The sequence below is a fragment of the Rhizobium rhizoryzae genome (genome assembly GCF_011046895.1).
Taxonomy (GTDB): Bacteria; Pseudomonadota; Alphaproteobacteria; order Rhizobiales; family Rhizobiaceae; genus Neorhizobium; species Neorhizobium rhizoryzae.
The window spans coordinates 552,391-569,864 of record NZ_CP049250.1; the positions used below are offsets into that span (position 1 = coordinate 552,391).

Below are 17,474 nucleotides of genomic sequence, written 5' to 3' on the forward strand. Positions count from 1 at the left end.
AAGGCCGATGTGATGGAGCGACGATGAAGCAGGTCACCTGTCGATGAGGATGGAAAAGGGACTGGCGCGGTACATCTGGCGCAACACCTCCCGGCAGCAATTGTGGATTCTTGCGATCGTTGCCCTGTCGATGATCCCTTACTTCCTGTCTTTCGACCTGCCAAAGCAGATCGTCAACGGACCGATCCAGGGCCAGGGTTTCGAGGATGTCGATGCCACCCGTACGTTCATGGAACTGTCTCCGACGCTTCCGCTGATCGGAGAAGTTCACCTGTTCGGCGGTTTCGAGCTTGACCGGCTACAGACTCTCCTCGCACTCAGCTTCGTGTTCCTTGGCCTCGTCGTTCTCAACGGCCTCTTCAAATTCTACATCAATACCTACAAGGGACGACTTGGCGAACGGATGCTAAGGCGCATCCGCTTTGATCTGATCGACCGTGTCCTGCGCTTCCCGCCAAACCAGTTCAAAAAGGTAAAATCCGCCGAGATCGCCACCATGATCAAGGACGAGGTCGAGCCTCTTGGCGGCTTCACAGGCGATGCGTTCGTCCAGCCAGCACTTCTCGGCGGCCAAGCCATTACCGCGCTCGCCTTCATCATCATCCAGAATTTCTGGCTGGGCATGATTGCGGCGGGCATCGTTTGCGTCCAGGCCATCATCATTCCACGCATGAGGCGGCGCCTGCTCGAACTGGGTCGCCAGCGCCAGTTGACGGCACGACAACTATCCGGGCGCGTCAGCGAAATCGTCGATGGAATTCACTCCATCCACGCACATGATACTTCGAACCTCGAGCGCGCAGACATTGCCCAGCGACTGGGCCTGATCTTCAACATTCGCTATGATCTTTACCAGTGGAAGTTTCTCGTCAAGTTCATCAATAACTTCCTGGCGCAGGTCACACCTTTCCTGTTCTACGTCATCGGCGGCTATCTTGCACTGCAGGGTCGTCTGGATATCGGCCAGCTCGTCGCGGTCATCGCGGCCTACAAGGATCTTCCCGGTCCCTTGAAGGAATTGATCGACTGGGATCAGGCACGACAGGATGTTCAGGTAAAATACGCTCAGGTGGTCGAGCAGTTCGACGTCGAACATCTCGTTCCCGCCAATGTACAAACCGTGATGCGGGAGCCTGTCGAGAGGCTGGCTGCTCCGCTGGTCGCATCGCACCTTCTTGTGACCGATGATAGCGGTGCACCGATTCTCAACAGGGTATCGCTGGAAATCCAGCCAAACGAGACGATTGCGGTTCTCGGCCAGAATGGCGCTGGCGGCGAGGCCATAGCGGAAGCCTTCGGTCGCGTCGTCTGGCCGGATAGCGGCAAGATCACGATTGGTGGGCAGGATATTCTGGAGATGCCGGAATCGGTCACCGGTCGCCGCATCAGCTTTGTCTCTTCCGACGCGCATTTCTTTCACGGCAGCTTGCGCGACAACCTGTTCTACGGCCTGAAGCATGCGCCCCTGACGGAAACGACCTACAAGGGCAGCGAGGCGAGAGAATTCAAGCGGAACCTTTTGGAAGCGCAGCGATCGGGAAATCCATCGTTCGACCTCAACAGCGACTGGATCGATTATGACGCGGCTGGCGCCACAGGCCCTGACGACCTCCTCAAGGTCATTCGCCCCGTTCTCGATGCGGTGATGATTTCGCAGGATATCTTCGATCTGGCACTGCGCTCCAAGGTCGATCTTGCGGCTCATCCGGCCATGAGCGAGGTGATTGTCGATGTTCGAGCGGCGCTGCAACGGCGCCTCGCGGAGGAGGATCTGGAGGGAACCGTGGTGCCGTTCCGGCCGGATAGCTACAACGATCAGGCGACCGTTGGCGAGAACCTGCTGTTTGGAACCATGAAGCAGTCCATGCTGACGCCTGCCGCGCTCGCTGCACATCCCTATTTCAAGCAGATCATGCGGGAAACGGGGCTGAGCAACGATCTCTACGCCATGGGTCTCGAGATTGCCGAGACTGCCGTCGAGCTGTTCCGCGATCTGCCTCCGGACAATCCGTTCTTCCAGCAGCTTACCTTCATGTCCGCCGAAGACATTCCGGCTTATGAGGAGCTTCTGCAATCGCTCAAAGGAACGACGGCTGAAGAGGCATCCTCAAAGGACCGCATCAACATCATCCGCCTGAGCTTTGCCTATATCGAGCCGCGTCACCGCTTCGGCCTCCTGACACCCGAGTTGCGTGACAAGATCGTCCAGGCGCGCCAAAGCTTTTATGCCGATCTGCCGGAAGACCTGGCAACCATGATCGAGCGGCACGATCCCTCCAGGTTTTCGGAGTCTGCCTCTCTCATCGACAATGTGCTTTTCGGCCGCATCGCCTACAGCGAAGCGGATGCTTCGGACCGCATCAAGCGCATCGCCCGCGATATTTTTGCCGAGATGGATCTCGAGCATAACGTACTGTCGATCGGGCTGGATTTCGATGTGGGCACGCAAGGTCGCCGCCTGACCAATGTGCAGCGACAGAAGCTCAATCTTGCGCGGGCACTGCTGAAACGATCAGACTACTTCATCTTCAACCGGCCACTGCCAGCGCTGGACCAGAGGGCGCAGGATCAGATTGTGACAAATGTCATGCGCGACCTGCACAGGGATGGGTATCGACCGGCAATCATCTGGGTTCTGCCCACCGCCGATGTTGCGCAACTTTTCGATCGTATTCTGGTTTTCAAGGGCGGAAACCTTGTCGAAAACGGCGCCTATGATGAAGTTTTCGAGAAGAACGGTATGTTCAAGCAATTGGTCTCATAATATCGTATTGCTGGAGGAACAGGGGTAGGTGTGCGGATGCTGCTGAAAGATGAAGTCGAAATGCTGCGGCGTGTGCCGCTGTTTTCGAAGATCGCTCCGGCGAAACTTAAGCTCCTGGCTTTTGCTTCCGAACGCCTCAATTGTCGGGAGGGACAAAACCTGTTTCGTCAGGGCGATCCCGGCGATGCCGCCTATGTGGTGCTTTCGGGCACGGCGGACGTTCTGGTCAATTCGAATGGCGATGAAGTAAAAGTTGCTGATGTCGAGCAAAACTCGATCGTGGGCGAGATCGCGATCCTGTGCGATGTTTCGCGCACAGCGACCGTCCGGGCAACCTCGCGCCTTGAGGTCCTGAAGATCAGCAAGGAAAATTTTCTAGGGCTGATGAATGATTTTCCGGATATGGCGGTTGAGATCATGCGCGTGCTTGCAGACCGCCTGAACCACACGACCTCCGAATTGACTGCTGCGCGCGCCCGGGAACAGCGCGCGACAACCTGATACAAATCAGGACCCTTTCGGGTCCTGATCGGGATGGTCACATCCAGTATGGCGGTACGCCGTAGTAATCGTAGATCGTCCGATCTTTTTCACGATACCAGGTATCATCATCCAGATCGCTATATTTGGGCGCACCCGTAATCTGGTCCTTCGTCAGATCGATGCGGTATCCGTCAAGCTGTTCGTCATAGCGAAGCTTTTCCCAAGGCAGCGGGTAATAGTCATCGCCGATGCCAAGGAAACCGCCAAAGCTGAGTACGGCATAGGCAACGCGTCCGCCGCGCTTTTCCAGCATGATGCGCTGAATGGAACCGATCTTTTTGCCGTCAGCCCCGTAAACGCTCGTGCCTTCCACTTTGTCGCTGGCGATGAGAGCACGTGTATCCTTCGCATATGGATCCTGGCCGCGGGTCGTTTCCTGATGCAACATTTTGCACCTCCTCTTGCTGAAGTTCTGATGATCTAACCCTTCACGAAGAGACAGGTTCCGCAAAAATCCGTTCAAGACCCTCGTTGAATAATTGACGCTTACGTCAAAGTTATTTAGCGTTGGAATAAATCGGGTGTAAGATCCGTATACAACAGCATCGGAGAGGCAGGATGGGAGTGGAGGCTCGCCCGTCTCTCGGCTTGAGGAGGAGAACGCCGCCAATGAACGAAATGTCTCAAACAGCCCTGCACCCGGCGGCCAAGAAGATCTGGCTTGCTTCTTACCCGCCGACAGTGCCCGCCGAACTGCCGCCGCTGGCCCATCGCTCGATCGGACAGTTGTTCGACGAAAGCTGCGCACGCTTTGCCGATCGGACGGCCTATTCCAGCATGGACAAGGCGCTTACGTTTCGCGAGCTTGAGCAGGAAAGCCGGAAAGTGGGTGCCTGGCTACAGGCACGCGGCCTTGCAAAAGGCGACCGCGTTGCCGTGATGATGCCGAACATTCTGCAAAATCCGGTCGTCGTCTTCGGTATTCTTCGTGCCGGGTTCGTGGTCGTCAACGTCAATCCGCTCTATACGCCACGCGAGCTGGAGCATCAGCTGAACGATGCCGGAGCGAAGGCGATCTTCGTGCTGGAGAACTTTGCGCATACGGTTCAGCAGGTTTTGTCAAAGACCTCGGTCAAGCATGTTGTCGTCACAAAGATGGGCGACATGCTGGGACTGAAAGGGCACATCGTCAACTTCGTCGTGCGCAAGGTCAAGAAGCTGGTTCCAGCGTGGAGCATCCCGACTGCCATTTCGTTCAAGACTGTTCTTGGCGACGGCGCGAAAGCCACGCTGACCCCCGCCGACGCGAACCTGGATGATCTTGCATTTCTGCAATATACCGGTGGGACGACCGGCGTCTCCAAGGGTGCCATGCTCACGCATCGCAATCTCTTGTCGAACAAGGACCAGATGGCCTACTGGCTGGAAACAGCTTTCGTTCGCAGTGACAGACCTGCCGTGATGACCTTCCTGTGCGCCCTGCCGCTCTATCATATCTTTGCACTGACGGTGAATTCCCTGATGGGTGTCGCAATCGGTGCGCACAATGTTCTCATTGCCAACCCGCGCGACCTGCCGAGCCTGGTGAAGGATATTCAGAAACACAAGATCCACATCTTCCCGGGTCTCAACACGCTCTTCAACGCCCTGCTGAACAATGCTGAATTCCAGAAGCTGGACCATTCATCCCTATTGATGGTCTTCGGCGGCGGCATGGCCGTTCAACGCCCTGTTGCGGAACGTTGGCACAAGATGACGGGCTGCCCGATCACGGAAGGCTATGGCCTTTCCGAAACCTCCCCGGTCGCGACCGTCAACCGCATCGATATTCCCGAATTTACCGGAACCATCGGCTTGCCCGTCTCTTCGACCGAGGTCAGCATCCGTGACGAGGATGGTAACCCCCTCGTCTTTGGTGAGGTTGGCGAAATCTGCATTCGCGGACCACAGGTCATGGCAGGCTACTGGAATCGTCCGGACGAGACGGAAAAGGTGATGACGCCCGACGGGTTCTTCCGGACCGGCGACATGGGTTACATGGATGAACGCGGCTACACAAAGATCGTGGATCGCAAGAAGGACATGATCCTGGTGTCCGGCTTCAACGTCTATCCGAATGAGGTCGAAGAGGTTGCGGCCAGCCATCCGGGCGTTCTTGAATGCGCAGCCGTTGGTGTGCCTGACGAAAACTCCGGCGAGGCGGTGAAACTCTTCGTGGTAAAGCGCGATCCGAGCCTAACGGAAGCAGACCTGAAGGCACATTGCGCAAGTGGCCTTACCAATTACAAGCGTCCCAAGTTCATTGAATTCCGGACGGAATTGCCGAAGACGCCGGTTGGAAAGATCCTCCGGCGTGAGCTTCGTCCGAAGTAAAGATCAGCACGGGCGGCACTTGCGCCAGATGTCATCTGGACGCAAATCAAACCCTTGGTTAAACCCTTAAAAGGCCGCTCATGACGGGCGGCCTTTCGTATTTCTGATGGTGTGGATCGTGATCGTCCAAATTCCTAGTTCGAAGCGGCTCGCCGTCACCCTGTTCATCGGCCTTCTCCTGGGTTCCTGCGCAGGCCGCCCGGAAGGCGTTCTCGTGCCGGTGAAAGAAACTTCCGCGAACGCATCGAAAGTGGATGTCCTGGTGGCAACGACCCGCAAGGCATCACCAGCACCCGGCGTTCTTTTTTCCGGCGAACGGGGAAGAGAACCGCAATTGACGGAAATCGAGATTTCCATTCCGCCGGATTCGAAGCGCAGCATAGGTCAGGTTCAATGGCCGACACGCCTGCCCGCCGATCCATCGAAGGATTTCGCAACACTTTCCGTCAATGAACTGACGCCCGACAAGGCACGAGGCTGGGTGCGGGAGCACTTGCCGAAAAGCCGTCGCGTGCTGATCTTCGTCCACGGCTTCAACAATCGATACGAAGATGCGGTCTATCGCTTTGCGCAGATTGTGCATGACAGTCGCGCAGATGTCGCGCCCATCCTGTTCACTTGGCCATCACGCGGCAGCATTTTTGCCTATAACTACGACAAGGAAAGCACGAACTTCTCGCGCGATGCGCTCGAATCCATGTTGCGCCGGGTATCGGAAGATCCCAAGGTTGGAGAAGTCACCATTATGGCTCATTCGATGGGCTCCTGGTTGACCGTGGAAGCGCTTCGGCAGATGGCCATTCGAGACGGGCGCGTCAATTCGAAAATCCAGAACGTGATCCTCGCCTCCCCTGACCTCGATGTGGATGTATTTGGCAGGCAGATGGATGAAATCGGGCCAAAGCGACCGAAGTTTACGCTATTCGTCTCTCAGGACGACCGAGCCCTTGCGCTGTCGAAGCGGATCTCCGGCAATGTCGATCGTCTCGGCCAGATCGATCCTCGTCAGGAGCCCTATCGCTCCCGGTTGGAGGAGGCCGGTATCACCGTTCTTGATCTGACGGCGCTGCAGGTCGGCGACAGGCTCAATCATGGGAAATTTGCCGAAAGCCCGGAAGTGGTCAAACTGCTTGGTAACCGCCTGATCGCAGGCCAGACGGTGACCGATTCGAAGGTAGGCCTTGGCGAAGGGCTTGGCGCCATCGCCATCGGAACGGCTCAAACAGTCGGAAACGCAGCCAGTGTTGCCGTCAGCACCCCGATCGCCATTTTCGATCCGAACACCCGGAGAAGCTATGGGGATCAGGTCGGAAGGCTGGGCGAATCTTTGGGCGGCACCGTTCAATCAGCTGTCGGCCAATAGAACTAAATCGATTGAAAGCGACTTGATTTGCGCCGCAAAGCGAATAGGTTCCCACTCATCTCCAGACGAGCATGAGGAAGTACCATGCAAGTGATTGTCGATGCGCTGAAAGCGACCGTAACCCGCACGAATGCCACGGACCTGCGTGCTTCTTTCGCGGCAGATGCAGGGCGTTTCAGTTCCTTCAGCGCCCGCTTTGATGATCTGCTGATGGATTTTTCAAAATGCGCGGTGAATGACGAGATCATGGCGCTGCTTGAAAAGCTTTTCACAGAGGGCGCGGTTGCCGAAAAGCGGGAAGAGATGTTTGCCGGAAAGGCCATCAATTTCACCGAGAACCGCGCCGTACTCCATACTGCGCTTCGCAATCGCTCCAACACGCCGGTGCTTGTGGACGGCAAGGATGTGATGCCGGACGTGAATGCGGTTCTGGATGCCATGGGCAAGTTCGCCGATGGCATCCGCTCCGGCGCCCTGAAGGGCGCGACCGGCAAGAAGATCACGGATGTCGTGAACATCGGCATTGGCGGCTCGGATCTCGGACCGGTGATGGCGACGCTTGCGCTTGCCCCGTTCCACGATGGGCCTCGCGCACATTTCGTTTCAAACGTGGATGGCGCGCATATTGCCGACACCCTGAAGCTGCTCGATGCCGAGACGACGCTCTTCATCGTCGCATCGAAGACCTTCACGACCATCGAAACGATGACCAATGCGGCGACAGCGCGCGCCTTCATTGCAGACAGACTCGGCGAAGAGGCTGTGAAGTACCATTTTGCCGCTGTCTCGACAGCACTGGAAAAGGTCGCAGCCTTCGGTATCGAAAGCGACCGCATATTCGGTTTCTGGGATTGGGTGGGCGGGCGCTATTCGATCTGGTCCGCCATCGGCCTGCCGTTGATGCTGGCTATCGGCCCGCGGAATTTCGGTCGCTTCCTGGATGGCGCCCATGCCATGGACAAACATTTCCGAGAGGCGCCTGTGCGCGAGAACCTTCCGGCTCTGCTGGGTCTCATCGGCTTCTACCATCGCAATGTGCTGGACTATCCGTCCCGTGCCATTCTTCCCTACGATCAGCGGCTTTCCCGCTTTCCGGCCTATCTGCAGCAACTGGATATGGAATCGAACGGCAAGGGCGTCACCATCGACGGTACGCCGGTCGAAGGGCAGTCCGGTCCGGTGGTCTGGGGCGAGCCCGGCACCAATGGGCAACATGCATTCTATCAGCTCATCCATCAGGGAACGAGCGTGATCCCGGCAGAATTCATGGTGGCGGCAAAGGGTTTCGAGCCCAATCTGCGCCACCAGCACGAGCTCCTGATCGCCAATTGCCTGGCGCAATCAGCGGCACTGATGAAAGGGCGCACGCTTGGGGAAGCCAAGGCGCAGCTTATGAAATCCGGAATGGACGAAGCGAAAGCCGATCACATTGCGCCGCATCGCGTCTTTACCGGCAATCGGCCTTCGATCACCTTCGTCTATGATCAGTTGACGCCCTTCGCACTCGGTCGCCTGATCGCGCTCTACGAACATCGCGTCTTCGTCGAGGGCGTTCTCTTCCGGATCAACTCCTTCGACCAGTGGGGCGTTGAACTCGGCAAGGAACTGGCAACCGGCCTCCTGCCAGTCGTTCAGGGCAAACAGGGCACGGATGGACAGGATGCGTCCACGGCGGGCCTCGTGAAGGCGCTACTTGGCTAAACGCACGTGTAAGAACGAACAAAAAGGGGCGGCGACCACTGGTCACCGCCCCTTTTGTTTTGACCATTGCTGAAATCAGAGACCGATTTCGTGCGCGTAGGGCGGGTTAGCGCCAGCGCGCGATACGGTTACGGCCGCGGCCTTGGCGCCGAGCGCCAGCGCATCTCGAACCGCCTGTTCCGAAAGATTGGCAACCTTCTTCTTGGTCAGCAAATTCTGCCGCTTCAGCGAGGCAAGAATGCCCGCATCGAAGGTATCGCCCGCACCAACGGTATCGACAACGGTAACGCGCTCTGCCGGGACAGCAACCTTGAAGGAGGCCGTGTAACCCACTGCACCTTCTGCACCACGCGTGATGACAATCAGCTTGGCACCCTGGTCGAGCCAGTACTTCGCAAGCTCATCGTGATCGCCTTCCATGCCGAACCATTCCAGATCCTCGTCGGAGAATTTGATAATGTCGGACATGGCCGCCATGCGCGCCACACGACCGTGATGCTTTTCACGGTCCTTGATGAAGCCTGGCCGAATGTTGGGATCAAAGGAAATGACGCGCTTCTGATATTCGCGTGCCATCAGGGTCTCATAGGTTTCTCCGCAAGGCTCCGGGATGAGGCTGATTGCACCGAAATGCATGGCCTCAATCTCATCGCTCAACTCAGGCAGATCATCGCGCGATAGCATCCGGCCTGCGGTACCTTCATCGTAGAAGGCATAAGTTGCATGCCCGTTGACCAGCTTCACGAAGGCAATCGTGGTGGGGCGCGAAGAGGTTGCACAAAGGCGATAGTCCACATGGCTCTGCTTCAGGGTATCTCGCAGGATGTCCCCCATCATGTCGTCGGAAAGCCCGGTGAAAAAGGCGGCTGGCTGGCCGAGACGACCAAGCGCGATGGCCGTATTGAAAATCGCACCGCCGGCATATGGTGCGAAGCCGTTTTCTCCTCGCGTCGTTTCCCGCGGCAGCATGTCGATAAGCGCTTCACCACAGCACAAGATCATCGTAACCCTCCCATCGGGTCGGCAAGACCCATTCAATCGATTAAATCAATCTATCGGTAAAATCCAGAACAATTAGACAATTGCCCTGGATTTGAGCTTTTATTCGTTATTTCTTGGGCAAGCCAAGCTCAGCCACGCCGCCATTGCGCGCAGACCAGGCGAGCGGTTGGTCAAGGAAGCTTTCAACCTCTCCAAGCGTTGCTTCACTGAAAAGCTGCTGCTGCTTTGCGACGGCAAGAACCTCGCGCCAGGTGGCAATATGGTGCAACTGAACCTTGCCTGCTGCAAACCGCGCTTCGGCCTCCGGGAAGAAGCCGTAGTAGAACAATGCGATCGCGTGATCGACAACGCCACCCGCAGCACGAATGGCATCGATAAACTGGAACATGCTGCCGCCGACGGTGGTCAGGTCCTCAATCACCAGAACCCGTGCGCCTTCCGGCATATTTCCCTCGATCTGCGCATTGCGCCCGTGTCCTTTGGGCTGTTTGCGCACGTAGATCATCGGCAGGGCCAGACGTTCGGCCAGCAGTGCCGCAAACGGAATGCCAGCGGTCTCTCCACCGGCGACGCAGTCGAACTGCTCGAAGCCGGCTCCGCGGGTGACGACAGAGGCAGCAAAATCCATGATCGTGGCGCGAATGCGCGGGAAGGACAGCAGCTTTCGGCAATCGATATAGACCGGGCTCGCCATGCCGGAAGCCAGTTTGTAGGGCTGTTCCGGACGGAAGTGAACGGCACCAATTTCCCAGAGCATCCGCGCCATCAATTCAGCCATAACGGCGCGGTCTGGATAGGTAATCTGTATCATCTGCGATCTCCTTGCCCGGTTTTATGCGCCATAGCAGCAACAGGGCGTGGAAACCAGCGGGACATCCGGACTCAGATGTTGAAAGCTCGGGCAATACGAGTTTTCCACGGACCTCGTCACGCCAGCGAACGGTTGTCTGCCACTTGCGCCATCAGATCCGGTTTCGCCAGTTCGATACGGTTACGCCCACTCCGTTTGGCCTGATAGAGTGCCAGATCGGCAAGCCTCAATATCGTATCGAAGTCACTGCCCTCGCTGCGTCCGTAAGCGATGCCCGCGCTGACTGTTGCCCGGATCGTATCGTTCAGGACCCGAATCTCCCGATCAGCAAAATGGCGCCTGACACGTTCTGCCAACCATTCGGCATAGCCCGGTGCGGCTGTGCGAATGACCGCAGCAAACTCCTCGCCGCCCAGGCGCGAGACCATGGTCAAGCCAACACAGTCCCGCAATTCATCCGCCATAAGGCGGATAATCGCGTCACCCGCCGCATGCCCGAATTGATCGTTGATGCCTTTGAAGCGGTCGATGTCAAAAACGACGACCGCCATTTCATGCGTGAAGCTCTTCTTCTCATAGGCTTCGAAAAGAGCACGTCGGTTCGGAAGACCGGTCAACGCATCGGTCAGGGACTCCTTACGATGAAATTCCGTCAGTCGCGCCTGATGCACCATCAGCGACATCGCGCCGATCCCGGTCATGCCCGCAATGCAGACGCCGATATTCAGATTCTCCGCCCAATTGTCCGGCGCCTGACCCAAAACCCATTGACCCTGGAACGCGATTGCTGACGCACAAAGCACGAAGGAAATCGCTGTGGCAGCATAGAGGAATGTCATGCCCAAAAGCGGCCCCGGCGCTTCCGCGCGCGCAAGCCAATACTCGTAGGCCGTGGCAAACAGAATGATCGCAGCAGCCACATTCAGGCCGACAAAACCAAGCCCGTCCAGCCCAAAGAGAATGGGTGTGACTGTTACGGCGCCTGCAAGAACGGAACAACGCACTGCATCGCGCACCGGTGAACACCCAAGTCGAAACTGTCGGGAAGCGCCGTAAATAGTGGCAAACCCCATCAACATCAACGAACAACACAGGATCGCGACGGGTTGAAGCGGCACCTCGGTGTAGTAACTATAGGAAAAAATGCCAGGCACCAGAAATGCAAGACCAGTAACGCAGGTCAGCAGGAAACCATCCTGCCGACGCGCCATCCACGTTCCGAGAAACGTCAGGAGCAGACACACGGTCGAAACCCCCAACGAGATCAGAAGTGTTTGATAATCCAGCATCATGCCCGCTCCGAACAACGTCATCATACGTTTCTTCGCTGCGCAGGTTAGGGCGCAATTCTATCGGAAAAGTTACTATTTTAGATTATTTGCAACCTTATGCGGTTGCATCACGGACAGCCCAATGCAGTGGGAATTGCGGATCGAACACCGTAATCGGACCCGCATCAGTCTCTATCTTTGCGGGATAGGTCTGCGGCTCGTCGCGCTTTTCCAGCACCATGATCTCGTCATTGGGTGCAAGCCCGTACCATGCCGGTCCGTGCAGCGAGGTGAAGGCTTCGAGCTTATCCAAAGCGGTCTCATCCTCGAACACATGGGCAAGACAGCTCATGGTATTGATGGACGTGTAGATACCGGCGCAGCCACACGCACATTCTTTCATGCCGTCCACATGGGGGGCAGAATCAGTGCCGAGGAAGAAACGGGGGTCGCCGGATGTTGCGGCCTTCCGCAGGGCCTGCCGGTCCGTTTCGCGCTTGGCAATGGGCAGGCAATAGTAATGGGGACGAATGCCGCCAACCAGGATCGTGTTTCGGTTGATAATGAGGTGATGCGTGGTGATGGATCCGGCAAGGTTTCGGTCGCTTGCGAGAATGTAATCCACACCGACCTTGCTCGTCACATGCTCCATCGTGACCTTCAACTCCGGAATACGCCGACGGATGACATCGAGCTTCTCTTCGATGAAGACCGCTTCGCGATCGAAAATATCGACTTCCGGCGTTGTGACTTCTCCATGAACGCACAGGTTCAGCCCGACCTTTGCCATGCGTTCAAGCACCGGCATGACCTTGTCGATGTTGTGCACGCCGCCATGTGAATTCGTCGTTGCCCCGGCAGGATAAAGCTTTACGGCCGTGATGAGACCGCTTTTCTTGCCCTCTTCGACGTCGTTCGCATCAGTATGCTCCGTCAGATAAAGCGTCATCAGCGGATCAAAGCGGTGGCCTGCCGGAACAGCAGCAAGAATGCGCTCCTGATAGGCCTTTGCGTCTGTCGTCGTCACCACCGGCGGCACCAGGTTCGGCATGATGATGGCACGGGCGAAATGCCGCGATGTATCACCGATTACGCCTGCAAGCACGGCGCCATCGCGCAGGTGAAGGTGCCAATCATCCGGGCGACGAATGCTGATGGTTTTCATGGGTGCTGTTCCGCTGTTCTGAGTTGCCATCGCAATAGCACCGACCAGCAAAATCCGACAACTGCCTCTTTGCGCTTTTTGGTACGCCTGCGACATGATGGATCAAGGGCGATCAGCAACACGTGATCCAGATCGATCTTAAGGAACCGTTACGCAAGTACAGCGTTCGTCAATCAACCAAGTCAAGAGACAAGATCAACGGCCGGAGAGAAGAATGACAATACGTTCTTCCAGTATCAAAAAATTAAGCCTCGCTTTTGCAAGCAGTGCCATCGCTTTGGGCGGACTGACAGCGAACCTGAATGCGGAGCAGCAGGCTTCGGGCGCTGTTTCGCTCGCTATGCAGGAACAATGCGACCAGATGGCGGGCAGCCCTTACGATCGCAGCCGGAACCAGGCGTATCAGCCTGTTAGCATTGAGCAGATTGACACCAATGCAGTCAATGCCTGCTCGGTAGCCTTCAAAGAGACCGGCAATCCCCGTTTTGCATTCCAGCTTGGTCGTGCTCTTAACAAGACTGAGCAGGCAGATGCGGCGATGGCGGCCTACGAATCCGCTGTAAAGGCCGACTATTCTGCCGCGAAGGTCAATCTTGGCATGCTTCTGGGCCGAATCGGTGATCAGGCCTCTGAATTCCGCATGTACTCGCAGGCCGCCGAAGCAGGCAATGTGCTTGCAGCCTACAATCTCGGTGTCGCCTACCGCGATGGTCTCGGCACCGAAGCGGATGCCGCAAAGGCAATCCACTGGTTCGAATTTGCCGCTGCAAACGGTGACGACACCGCAGCGTTTAATCTTGGCGCCATCTACGACGAAGGACAGATGGTGCCGGAAGATAACCAGATGGCCATCGCCTGGTACGACCTCGCTGCAAAGCGAGGCAACAAGGATGCCATGATCAACCTTGGCATCATGTTTGAATCTGGCGAAGGCATTGCTGCCAATCCGCAGAAGGCCGCCGAACTTTACGCTCAGGCCGCATCGCTTGGCGATAAGTTCGGCGCACAGAAGCTTGCAGAAATGCAGGCGGCCGGAGTGGCTTCACAGCCATCCCCGGACGTTGCCTCAACTGGCAGCGGCTTTGACATGCTGGTGCTCGGCCCCGGCGATGTGACCGTACCGTCCTCGCTGGTCGACATTTAGTTATCAATCCGGAATATCGCCAGCCGACGGACCCCAGACATCTGTCATCGCAAATCCGCGAGCCAGTGGATCGAACGGATCGAGGGCCACAGTCTGCTGACCGAATGTGAAGCCTCGCCCGCTGATTGTCGGGATGATGGCCGGTCTTCCGGCAACCGTCGTCTCGGCCTTCAACCCTACACGGAATTCCGAATTGATGATGGAACGCGAGGTCAGCGCATCCCCTACCTTGATCCTTCCGCGCGCATGGAGCGTTGCAAGATTGGCGGAATTGCCCGTACCGCACGGCGAGCGGTCCGCCCTGCCTGGCCACATCGTCGTGCAGGTACGAATAACTCCATCAGGATCGTTGTCGCGGAACATAACATAGGCAATACCGGAAACGGCCGGAATTTCCGGATGCGCCACTGGGAAGGCAGCGTTCACGAGAGCCTTGAGCTCCATGCCCGCAGACACGAGGGCGGCTGCGTTTTTCTTCTCAATAGTCAGCCCAAGCTGTTGCACATCGACAAGCGCGTAGAAAACGCCGCCATAGGAGATGTCGAGCGAAATTCGTCCCCACTTCGTATCGAGACTGACATCGAGTTCGTGAACGAAGGAAGGCACCATGGTGAGTTCCACGCGCTCACATCGTCCATCATGGCAGGTGGCCTTTGCCCGAACGAGGCCAGCCGCCGTTTCCAGAACGACAATGGTTTCCGGCTCATGCATCTCCACGATGCCAGCCTCTAGCAGCGCTGTCGTGACGCATATGGAATTTGACCCGGAACTGGCATGCGCCTGGTCCGGCTGGAGGATGATGAATGCCGCATCGGCGTCCGGATGGATGGGCGGCAACAGCAGGTTGACGGAGCCGATCGGATTTCCCCGCGGCTCGAGACACAGGAACCGCCTGAGCTCTTGCCCCTTGGGATCGGAATTCAACCATGCCAGCTTGTCGGCGATTGTCGCGCCCGGAATCTTCGGCACACCCCCGATCGCGACCTTGCCGATTTCCCCCTCGGCATGAACGTCGAGAAGCTGCATTGTTCGTTTCCAGCGCATAGACGCTCACTCCTGATATATCTGAAGGGACGACATTAATCCGAAGTCGAAGCGAGCGAAATCGCAGACTGATACCTTTCTGCAATTTTCTGATCCAATCCCACGCAACAATTTCGGCATTGCATTCCGTACCAAGGTGCCGCATTCCAGACGGATGACTGATTTCGAAACGCAACTTCTCGCCCTGTTCGAGACCGCCGCTTTGCGAGCCGGACGGATCATCCTCGACATTTATGAATGCGGTTGCAGCGTGGACACGAAAGAGGATTCCTCGCCTGTCACGGAGGCGGATATAGCCGCGGAAGCGGAAATCCTGGCGGTTCTTGCGCCTGCTCTTGTCGATATTCCTGTGATCGCGGAAGAGCAGATGTCGCAAGGCATTCAGCCGGACATCAGTGGCGGGCGGTTCCTGCTGATCGATCCGCTGGATGGGACGCGGGAATTCATCAGCCGCAATGGAGAATTTACCGTCAACATTGCCCTGATTGAACATGGGGTGCCGGTGGCGGGTATCGTTTACGCTCCAGTTCTGGCGACAGCCTATGTCGGCGGAGTGTCAGGCGCATGGAAGCTTGCGATTGGCGGGAACGATGAGGTTATCGAGCGGAGGCAAATCCGCGTCCGGCCTCGGCAGACGCCGCCGGTTGCACTGACCAGTCGCTCACATCGCGACGCCTTTATTGGTCCCTATCTGGATTCGCTTGGCGTGAAAGATTGCCGTATTGTCGGCTCATCCCTGAAATTCGGTGTTCTGGCGGAAGGCGCGGCAGATCTTTACGCGCGATACAATCGAACCATGGAGTGGGACACTGCGGCAGGGGATGCAGTTTTACGTGCCGCCGGCGGCATGACCCTGACTGCCGAAGGCACCCCCCTGAAATACGGAAAGACGGGCCAGAGTGGCGATGCTGATTTCGCCAATCCGGGCTTTTTCGCCTGGGGCCAGCCCTCGTTAGACAGCAACTCTTCAGACAGCAACTGAGTGGCGCGCGGCGTTTCGGCCAAAATACTGATCAAAGCCGGCCGCAATCGTGCGAACGAACACCCGGCCCGCCTCTTTCACTTCGAAGCGGTCACCATCAAAGCTGATGAACCCATCCTGATCCTGCTGTTGAAGACGAGCGGCATCGGCCAACAGAATATCCGCTGCAGCGCCATATTCACGGCGTAGATCGCGCATGGAGAAGCCGTAAGAGCACATCAACTGCTCGATGGCGCTTCCGACTACACGATCAGTCACCGTCAGTTCGATGCCTTTTCCAATGGGAAGCCGGCCTTCATTCACGGCGCGCATGTATTCGCCAGTCGCCACGATGTTCTGTGCGTAACCCGCCTGCACCTTGCCGATGGCGGAAGCACCCAGACCAATCAGGCTCGGAGCGCTATCTGTGGTGTAACCCTGAAAATTGCGCTTTACTTCGCCTGCGTCGAGCGCGACAGCGAGACTGTCACCTGGCTTGGCGAAATGATCGATTCCGACCGCGAGGTAGCCTTCAGCCGTTACCATGTCGCTGATAAGTTGCTGCATGGCGAAACGCTCCTCGACACCCGCCAGCGCTTTCTCGTCGATCAAGGTCTGGTGCTTCTTCATCCACGGCACATGGGCATAGCCAAAGATCGCAAACCGTTCCGGCTGCATGGACAGTGCCATCGTGAGAGTTCTCTCCAGACTGGAGCGTGTCTGATGCGGCAGGCCGTAGACGACATCGAGATTGATGCCTCCGATCTCCAACTCTCTCAGAAGCGAAACAATCATATGCGTCTGCTCGAAAGACTGAGGACGGTTGATGGCGGCCTGAACCTTCGGATCGAAGTCCTGCACTCCAACACTCGCGCGCGTCACACCAAAGGCTCGCCAGCCCTCCAGCTTCTCGCGATCTACGAAACCCGGATCGATCTCGACGCTGATCTCGGCCCCCTCCTCTACGTCGAAATTCCGGTCCAACGCTCCCCTGATCCGCATGAGATCCGGGATCGAGAGGATCGTCGGTGAGCCGCCGCCGAAATGAATGCTGCCAACCTTACGGCGCTTTGGCAGATGGCAAGCGACCAGTTCGATCTCTGCCAGCAGAGCATCCATATATCCGGCCACCGGCTCGTAGCGCTTGGTCTGCTTGGTATGGCAGCCGCAATACCAACAGAGCCGATCACAAAACGGGATATGCAGGTAGAGCGAAAGGCCTGTTTCTCCGTCTTCGCGTGCAAGCCAATCAGCATAGGTCTCGCCGTTCACGCCCGCATGGAAATGGGGCGCAGTCGGATAACTGGTGTAACGGGGAACCGCGATGGCATAGCGACGGATAAGTTCTGGCTGCATGGGATGTTCCTTTTGCAGCGACATTAGAAGCTCGGA

Annotated in this window: 14 protein-coding genes; 7 read left to right on the top strand and 7 right to left on the bottom strand. The window is 57.0% G+C overall.

The features are described from left to right. Nucleotides 1–49 precede the first annotated feature (49 nt). Together G6N80_RS08825 and G6N80_RS08830 are read left to right on the top strand one after the other, a co-directional pair. A complete protein-coding gene (locus tag G6N80_RS08825) occupies nucleotides 50–2,764 on the top strand; it encodes an ABC transporter transmembrane domain-containing protein (RefSeq protein ID WP_165136987.1) in 2,715 nt (904 codons plus the stop codon). A 36-nt stretch (nucleotides 2,765–2,800) separates the two neighbouring features. Next, on the top strand, nucleotides 2,801–3,265 hold the full coding sequence (locus G6N80_RS08830; protein WP_165133112.1) for a cyclic nucleotide-binding domain-containing protein: 465 nt from the start codon (nucleotides 2,801–2,803) through the stop codon (nucleotides 3,263–3,265). 37 nt (nucleotides 3,266–3,302) lie between these two features. On the opposite strand, the gene G6N80_RS08835 is transcribed toward G6N80_RS08830, so the two are convergent. Next, nucleotides 3,303–3,695: a PRC-barrel domain-containing protein gene (locus tag G6N80_RS08835; RefSeq protein WP_062555248.1), complete on the bottom strand. Its 393-nt coding sequence runs from the start codon at nucleotides 3,693–3,695 to the stop codon at nucleotides 3,303–3,305. 230 nt (nucleotides 3,696–3,925) lie between these two features. Between G6N80_RS08835 and G6N80_RS08840 the strand changes: the two genes are divergently transcribed. The 3 genes from G6N80_RS08840 to pgi all read left to right on the top strand — a co-directional run bounded on the left by G6N80_RS08840 (nucleotide 3,926) and on the right by pgi (nucleotide 8,684). Next, entirely contained in the window at nucleotides 3,926–5,620 is a 1,695-nt protein-coding gene (locus G6N80_RS08840; RefSeq protein WP_062555482.1) for a long-chain fatty acid--CoA ligase, read from the top strand. Nucleotides 5,621–5,741: 121 nt separating this feature from the next. Continuing rightward, nucleotides 5,742–6,983 (top strand): alpha/beta hydrolase, encoded by a 1,242-nt coding sequence (locus G6N80_RS08845; protein ID WP_376748552.1) that lies wholly within the window; start codon nucleotides 5,742–5,744, stop codon nucleotides 6,981–6,983. An 84-nt stretch (nucleotides 6,984–7,067) separates the two neighbouring features. Next, nucleotides 7,068–8,684: a glucose-6-phosphate isomerase gene (gene pgi / locus G6N80_RS08850; RefSeq protein WP_165133115.1), complete on the top strand. Its 1,617-nt coding sequence runs from the start codon at nucleotides 7,068–7,070 to the stop codon at nucleotides 8,682–8,684. Between the two features lie 75 nt (nucleotides 8,685–8,759). Here the strand turns inward: pgi and G6N80_RS08855 are convergent, their stop codons facing one another. The 4 genes from G6N80_RS08855 to pyrC all read right to left on the bottom strand — a co-directional run bounded on the left by G6N80_RS08855 (nucleotide 8,760) and on the right by pyrC (nucleotide 12,933). Then, nucleotides 8,760–9,686 carry a carbohydrate kinase family protein gene (locus G6N80_RS08855; protein ID WP_165133118.1) on the bottom strand — a complete coding sequence of 309 codons (927 nt, stop codon included), beginning with the start codon at nucleotides 9,684–9,686 and terminating at the stop codon, nucleotides 8,760–8,762. A gap of 106 nt (nucleotides 9,687–9,792) precedes the next feature. Further along, a complete protein-coding gene (locus G6N80_RS08860; protein ID WP_165133121.1) occupies nucleotides 9,793–10,497 on the bottom strand; it encodes an orotate phosphoribosyltransferase in 705 nt (234 codons plus the stop codon). Nucleotides 10,498–10,613: 116 nt separating this feature from the next. After that, entirely contained in the window at nucleotides 10,614–11,789 is a 1,176-nt protein-coding gene (locus G6N80_RS08865; RefSeq protein WP_062555481.1) for a GGDEF domain-containing protein, read from the bottom strand. A gap of 94 nt (nucleotides 11,790–11,883) precedes the next feature. Then, a complete protein-coding gene (pyrC, locus tag G6N80_RS08870) occupies nucleotides 11,884–12,933 on the bottom strand; it encodes a dihydroorotase (protein WP_165133124.1) in 1,050 nt (349 codons plus the stop codon). A gap of 214 nt (nucleotides 12,934–13,147) precedes the next feature. Between pyrC and G6N80_RS08875 the strand changes: the two genes are divergently transcribed. Then, nucleotides 13,148–14,077, top strand: a complete 930-nt coding sequence (locus G6N80_RS08875) for a tetratricopeptide repeat protein (RefSeq protein WP_165133127.1) — start codon at nucleotides 13,148–13,150, stop codon at nucleotides 14,075–14,077. 3 nt (nucleotides 14,078–14,080) lie between these two features. Here G6N80_RS08875 and G6N80_RS08880 read toward each other — a convergent pair whose 3' ends face one another. Further along, on the bottom strand, nucleotides 14,081–15,121 hold the full coding sequence (locus tag G6N80_RS08880; protein WP_165133130.1) for a proline racemase family protein: 1,041 nt from the start codon (nucleotides 15,119–15,121) through the stop codon (nucleotides 14,081–14,083). Nucleotides 15,122–15,275: 154 nt separating this feature from the next. On the opposite strand from G6N80_RS08880, the gene cysQ reads away from it, so the two are divergent. Continuing rightward, nucleotides 15,276–16,103 (top strand): 3'(2'),5'-bisphosphate nucleotidase CysQ, encoded by an 828-nt coding sequence (gene cysQ / locus G6N80_RS08885; RefSeq protein WP_165133133.1) that lies wholly within the window; start codon nucleotides 15,276–15,278, stop codon nucleotides 16,101–16,103. On the opposite strand, the gene hemN is transcribed toward cysQ, so the two are convergent. Beyond that, on the bottom strand, nucleotides 16,089–17,438 hold the full coding sequence (gene hemN, locus G6N80_RS08890) for an oxygen-independent coproporphyrinogen III oxidase (protein ID WP_165133136.1): 1,350 nt from the start codon (nucleotides 17,436–17,438) through the stop codon (nucleotides 16,089–16,091). The two genes, cysQ and hemN, sit on opposite strands and share 15 nt — an antisense overlap. Nucleotides 17,439–17,474: the final 36 nt, after the last annotated feature.

Bases quoted from the DNA above. Each gene is read 5' to 3' on its own strand.
- G6N80_RS08825 (WP_165136987.1), top strand. From the start codon at position 50: ATGGAAAAGGGACTGGCGCGGTACATCTGGCGCAACACCTCCCGGCAG.
- G6N80_RS08830 (WP_165133112.1), top strand. From the start codon at position 2,801: ATGCTGCTGAAAGATGAAGTCGAAATGCTGCGGCGTGTGCCGCTGTTT.
- G6N80_RS08835 (WP_062555248.1), bottom strand. From the start codon at position 3,695: ATGTTGCATCAGGAAACGACCCGCGGCCAGGATCCATATGCGAAGGAT.
- G6N80_RS08840 (WP_062555482.1), top strand. From the start codon at position 3,926: ATGTCTCAAACAGCCCTGCACCCGGCGGCCAAGAAGATCTGGCTTGCT.
- pgi (WP_165133115.1), top strand. From the start codon at position 7,068: ATGCAAGTGATTGTCGATGCGCTGAAAGCGACCGTAACCCGCACGAAT.
- G6N80_RS08855 (WP_165133118.1), bottom strand. From the start codon at position 9,686: ATGATCTTGTGCTGTGGTGAAGCGCTTATCGACATGCTGCCGCGGGAA.
- G6N80_RS08860 (WP_165133121.1), bottom strand. From the start codon at position 10,497: ATGATACAGATTACCTATCCAGACCGCGCCGTTATGGCTGAATTGATG.
- G6N80_RS08865 (WP_062555481.1), bottom strand. From the start codon at position 11,789: ATGATGCTGGATTATCAAACACTTCTGATCTCGTTGGGGGTTTCGACC.
- pyrC (WP_165133124.1), bottom strand. From the start codon at position 12,933: ATGAAAACCATCAGCATTCGTCGCCCGGATGATTGGCACCTTCACCTG.
- G6N80_RS08875 (WP_165133127.1), top strand. From the start codon at position 13,148: ATGACAATACGTTCTTCCAGTATCAAAAAATTAAGCCTCGCTTTTGCA.
- G6N80_RS08880 (WP_165133130.1), bottom strand. From the start codon at position 15,121: ATGCGCTGGAAACGAACAATGCAGCTTCTCGACGTTCATGCCGAGGGG.
- cysQ (WP_165133133.1), top strand. From the start codon at position 15,276: ATGACTGATTTCGAAACGCAACTTCTCGCCCTGTTCGAGACCGCCGCT.
- hemN (WP_165133136.1), bottom strand. From the start codon at position 17,438: ATGCAGCCAGAACTTATCCGTCGCTATGCCATCGCGGTTCCCCGTTAC.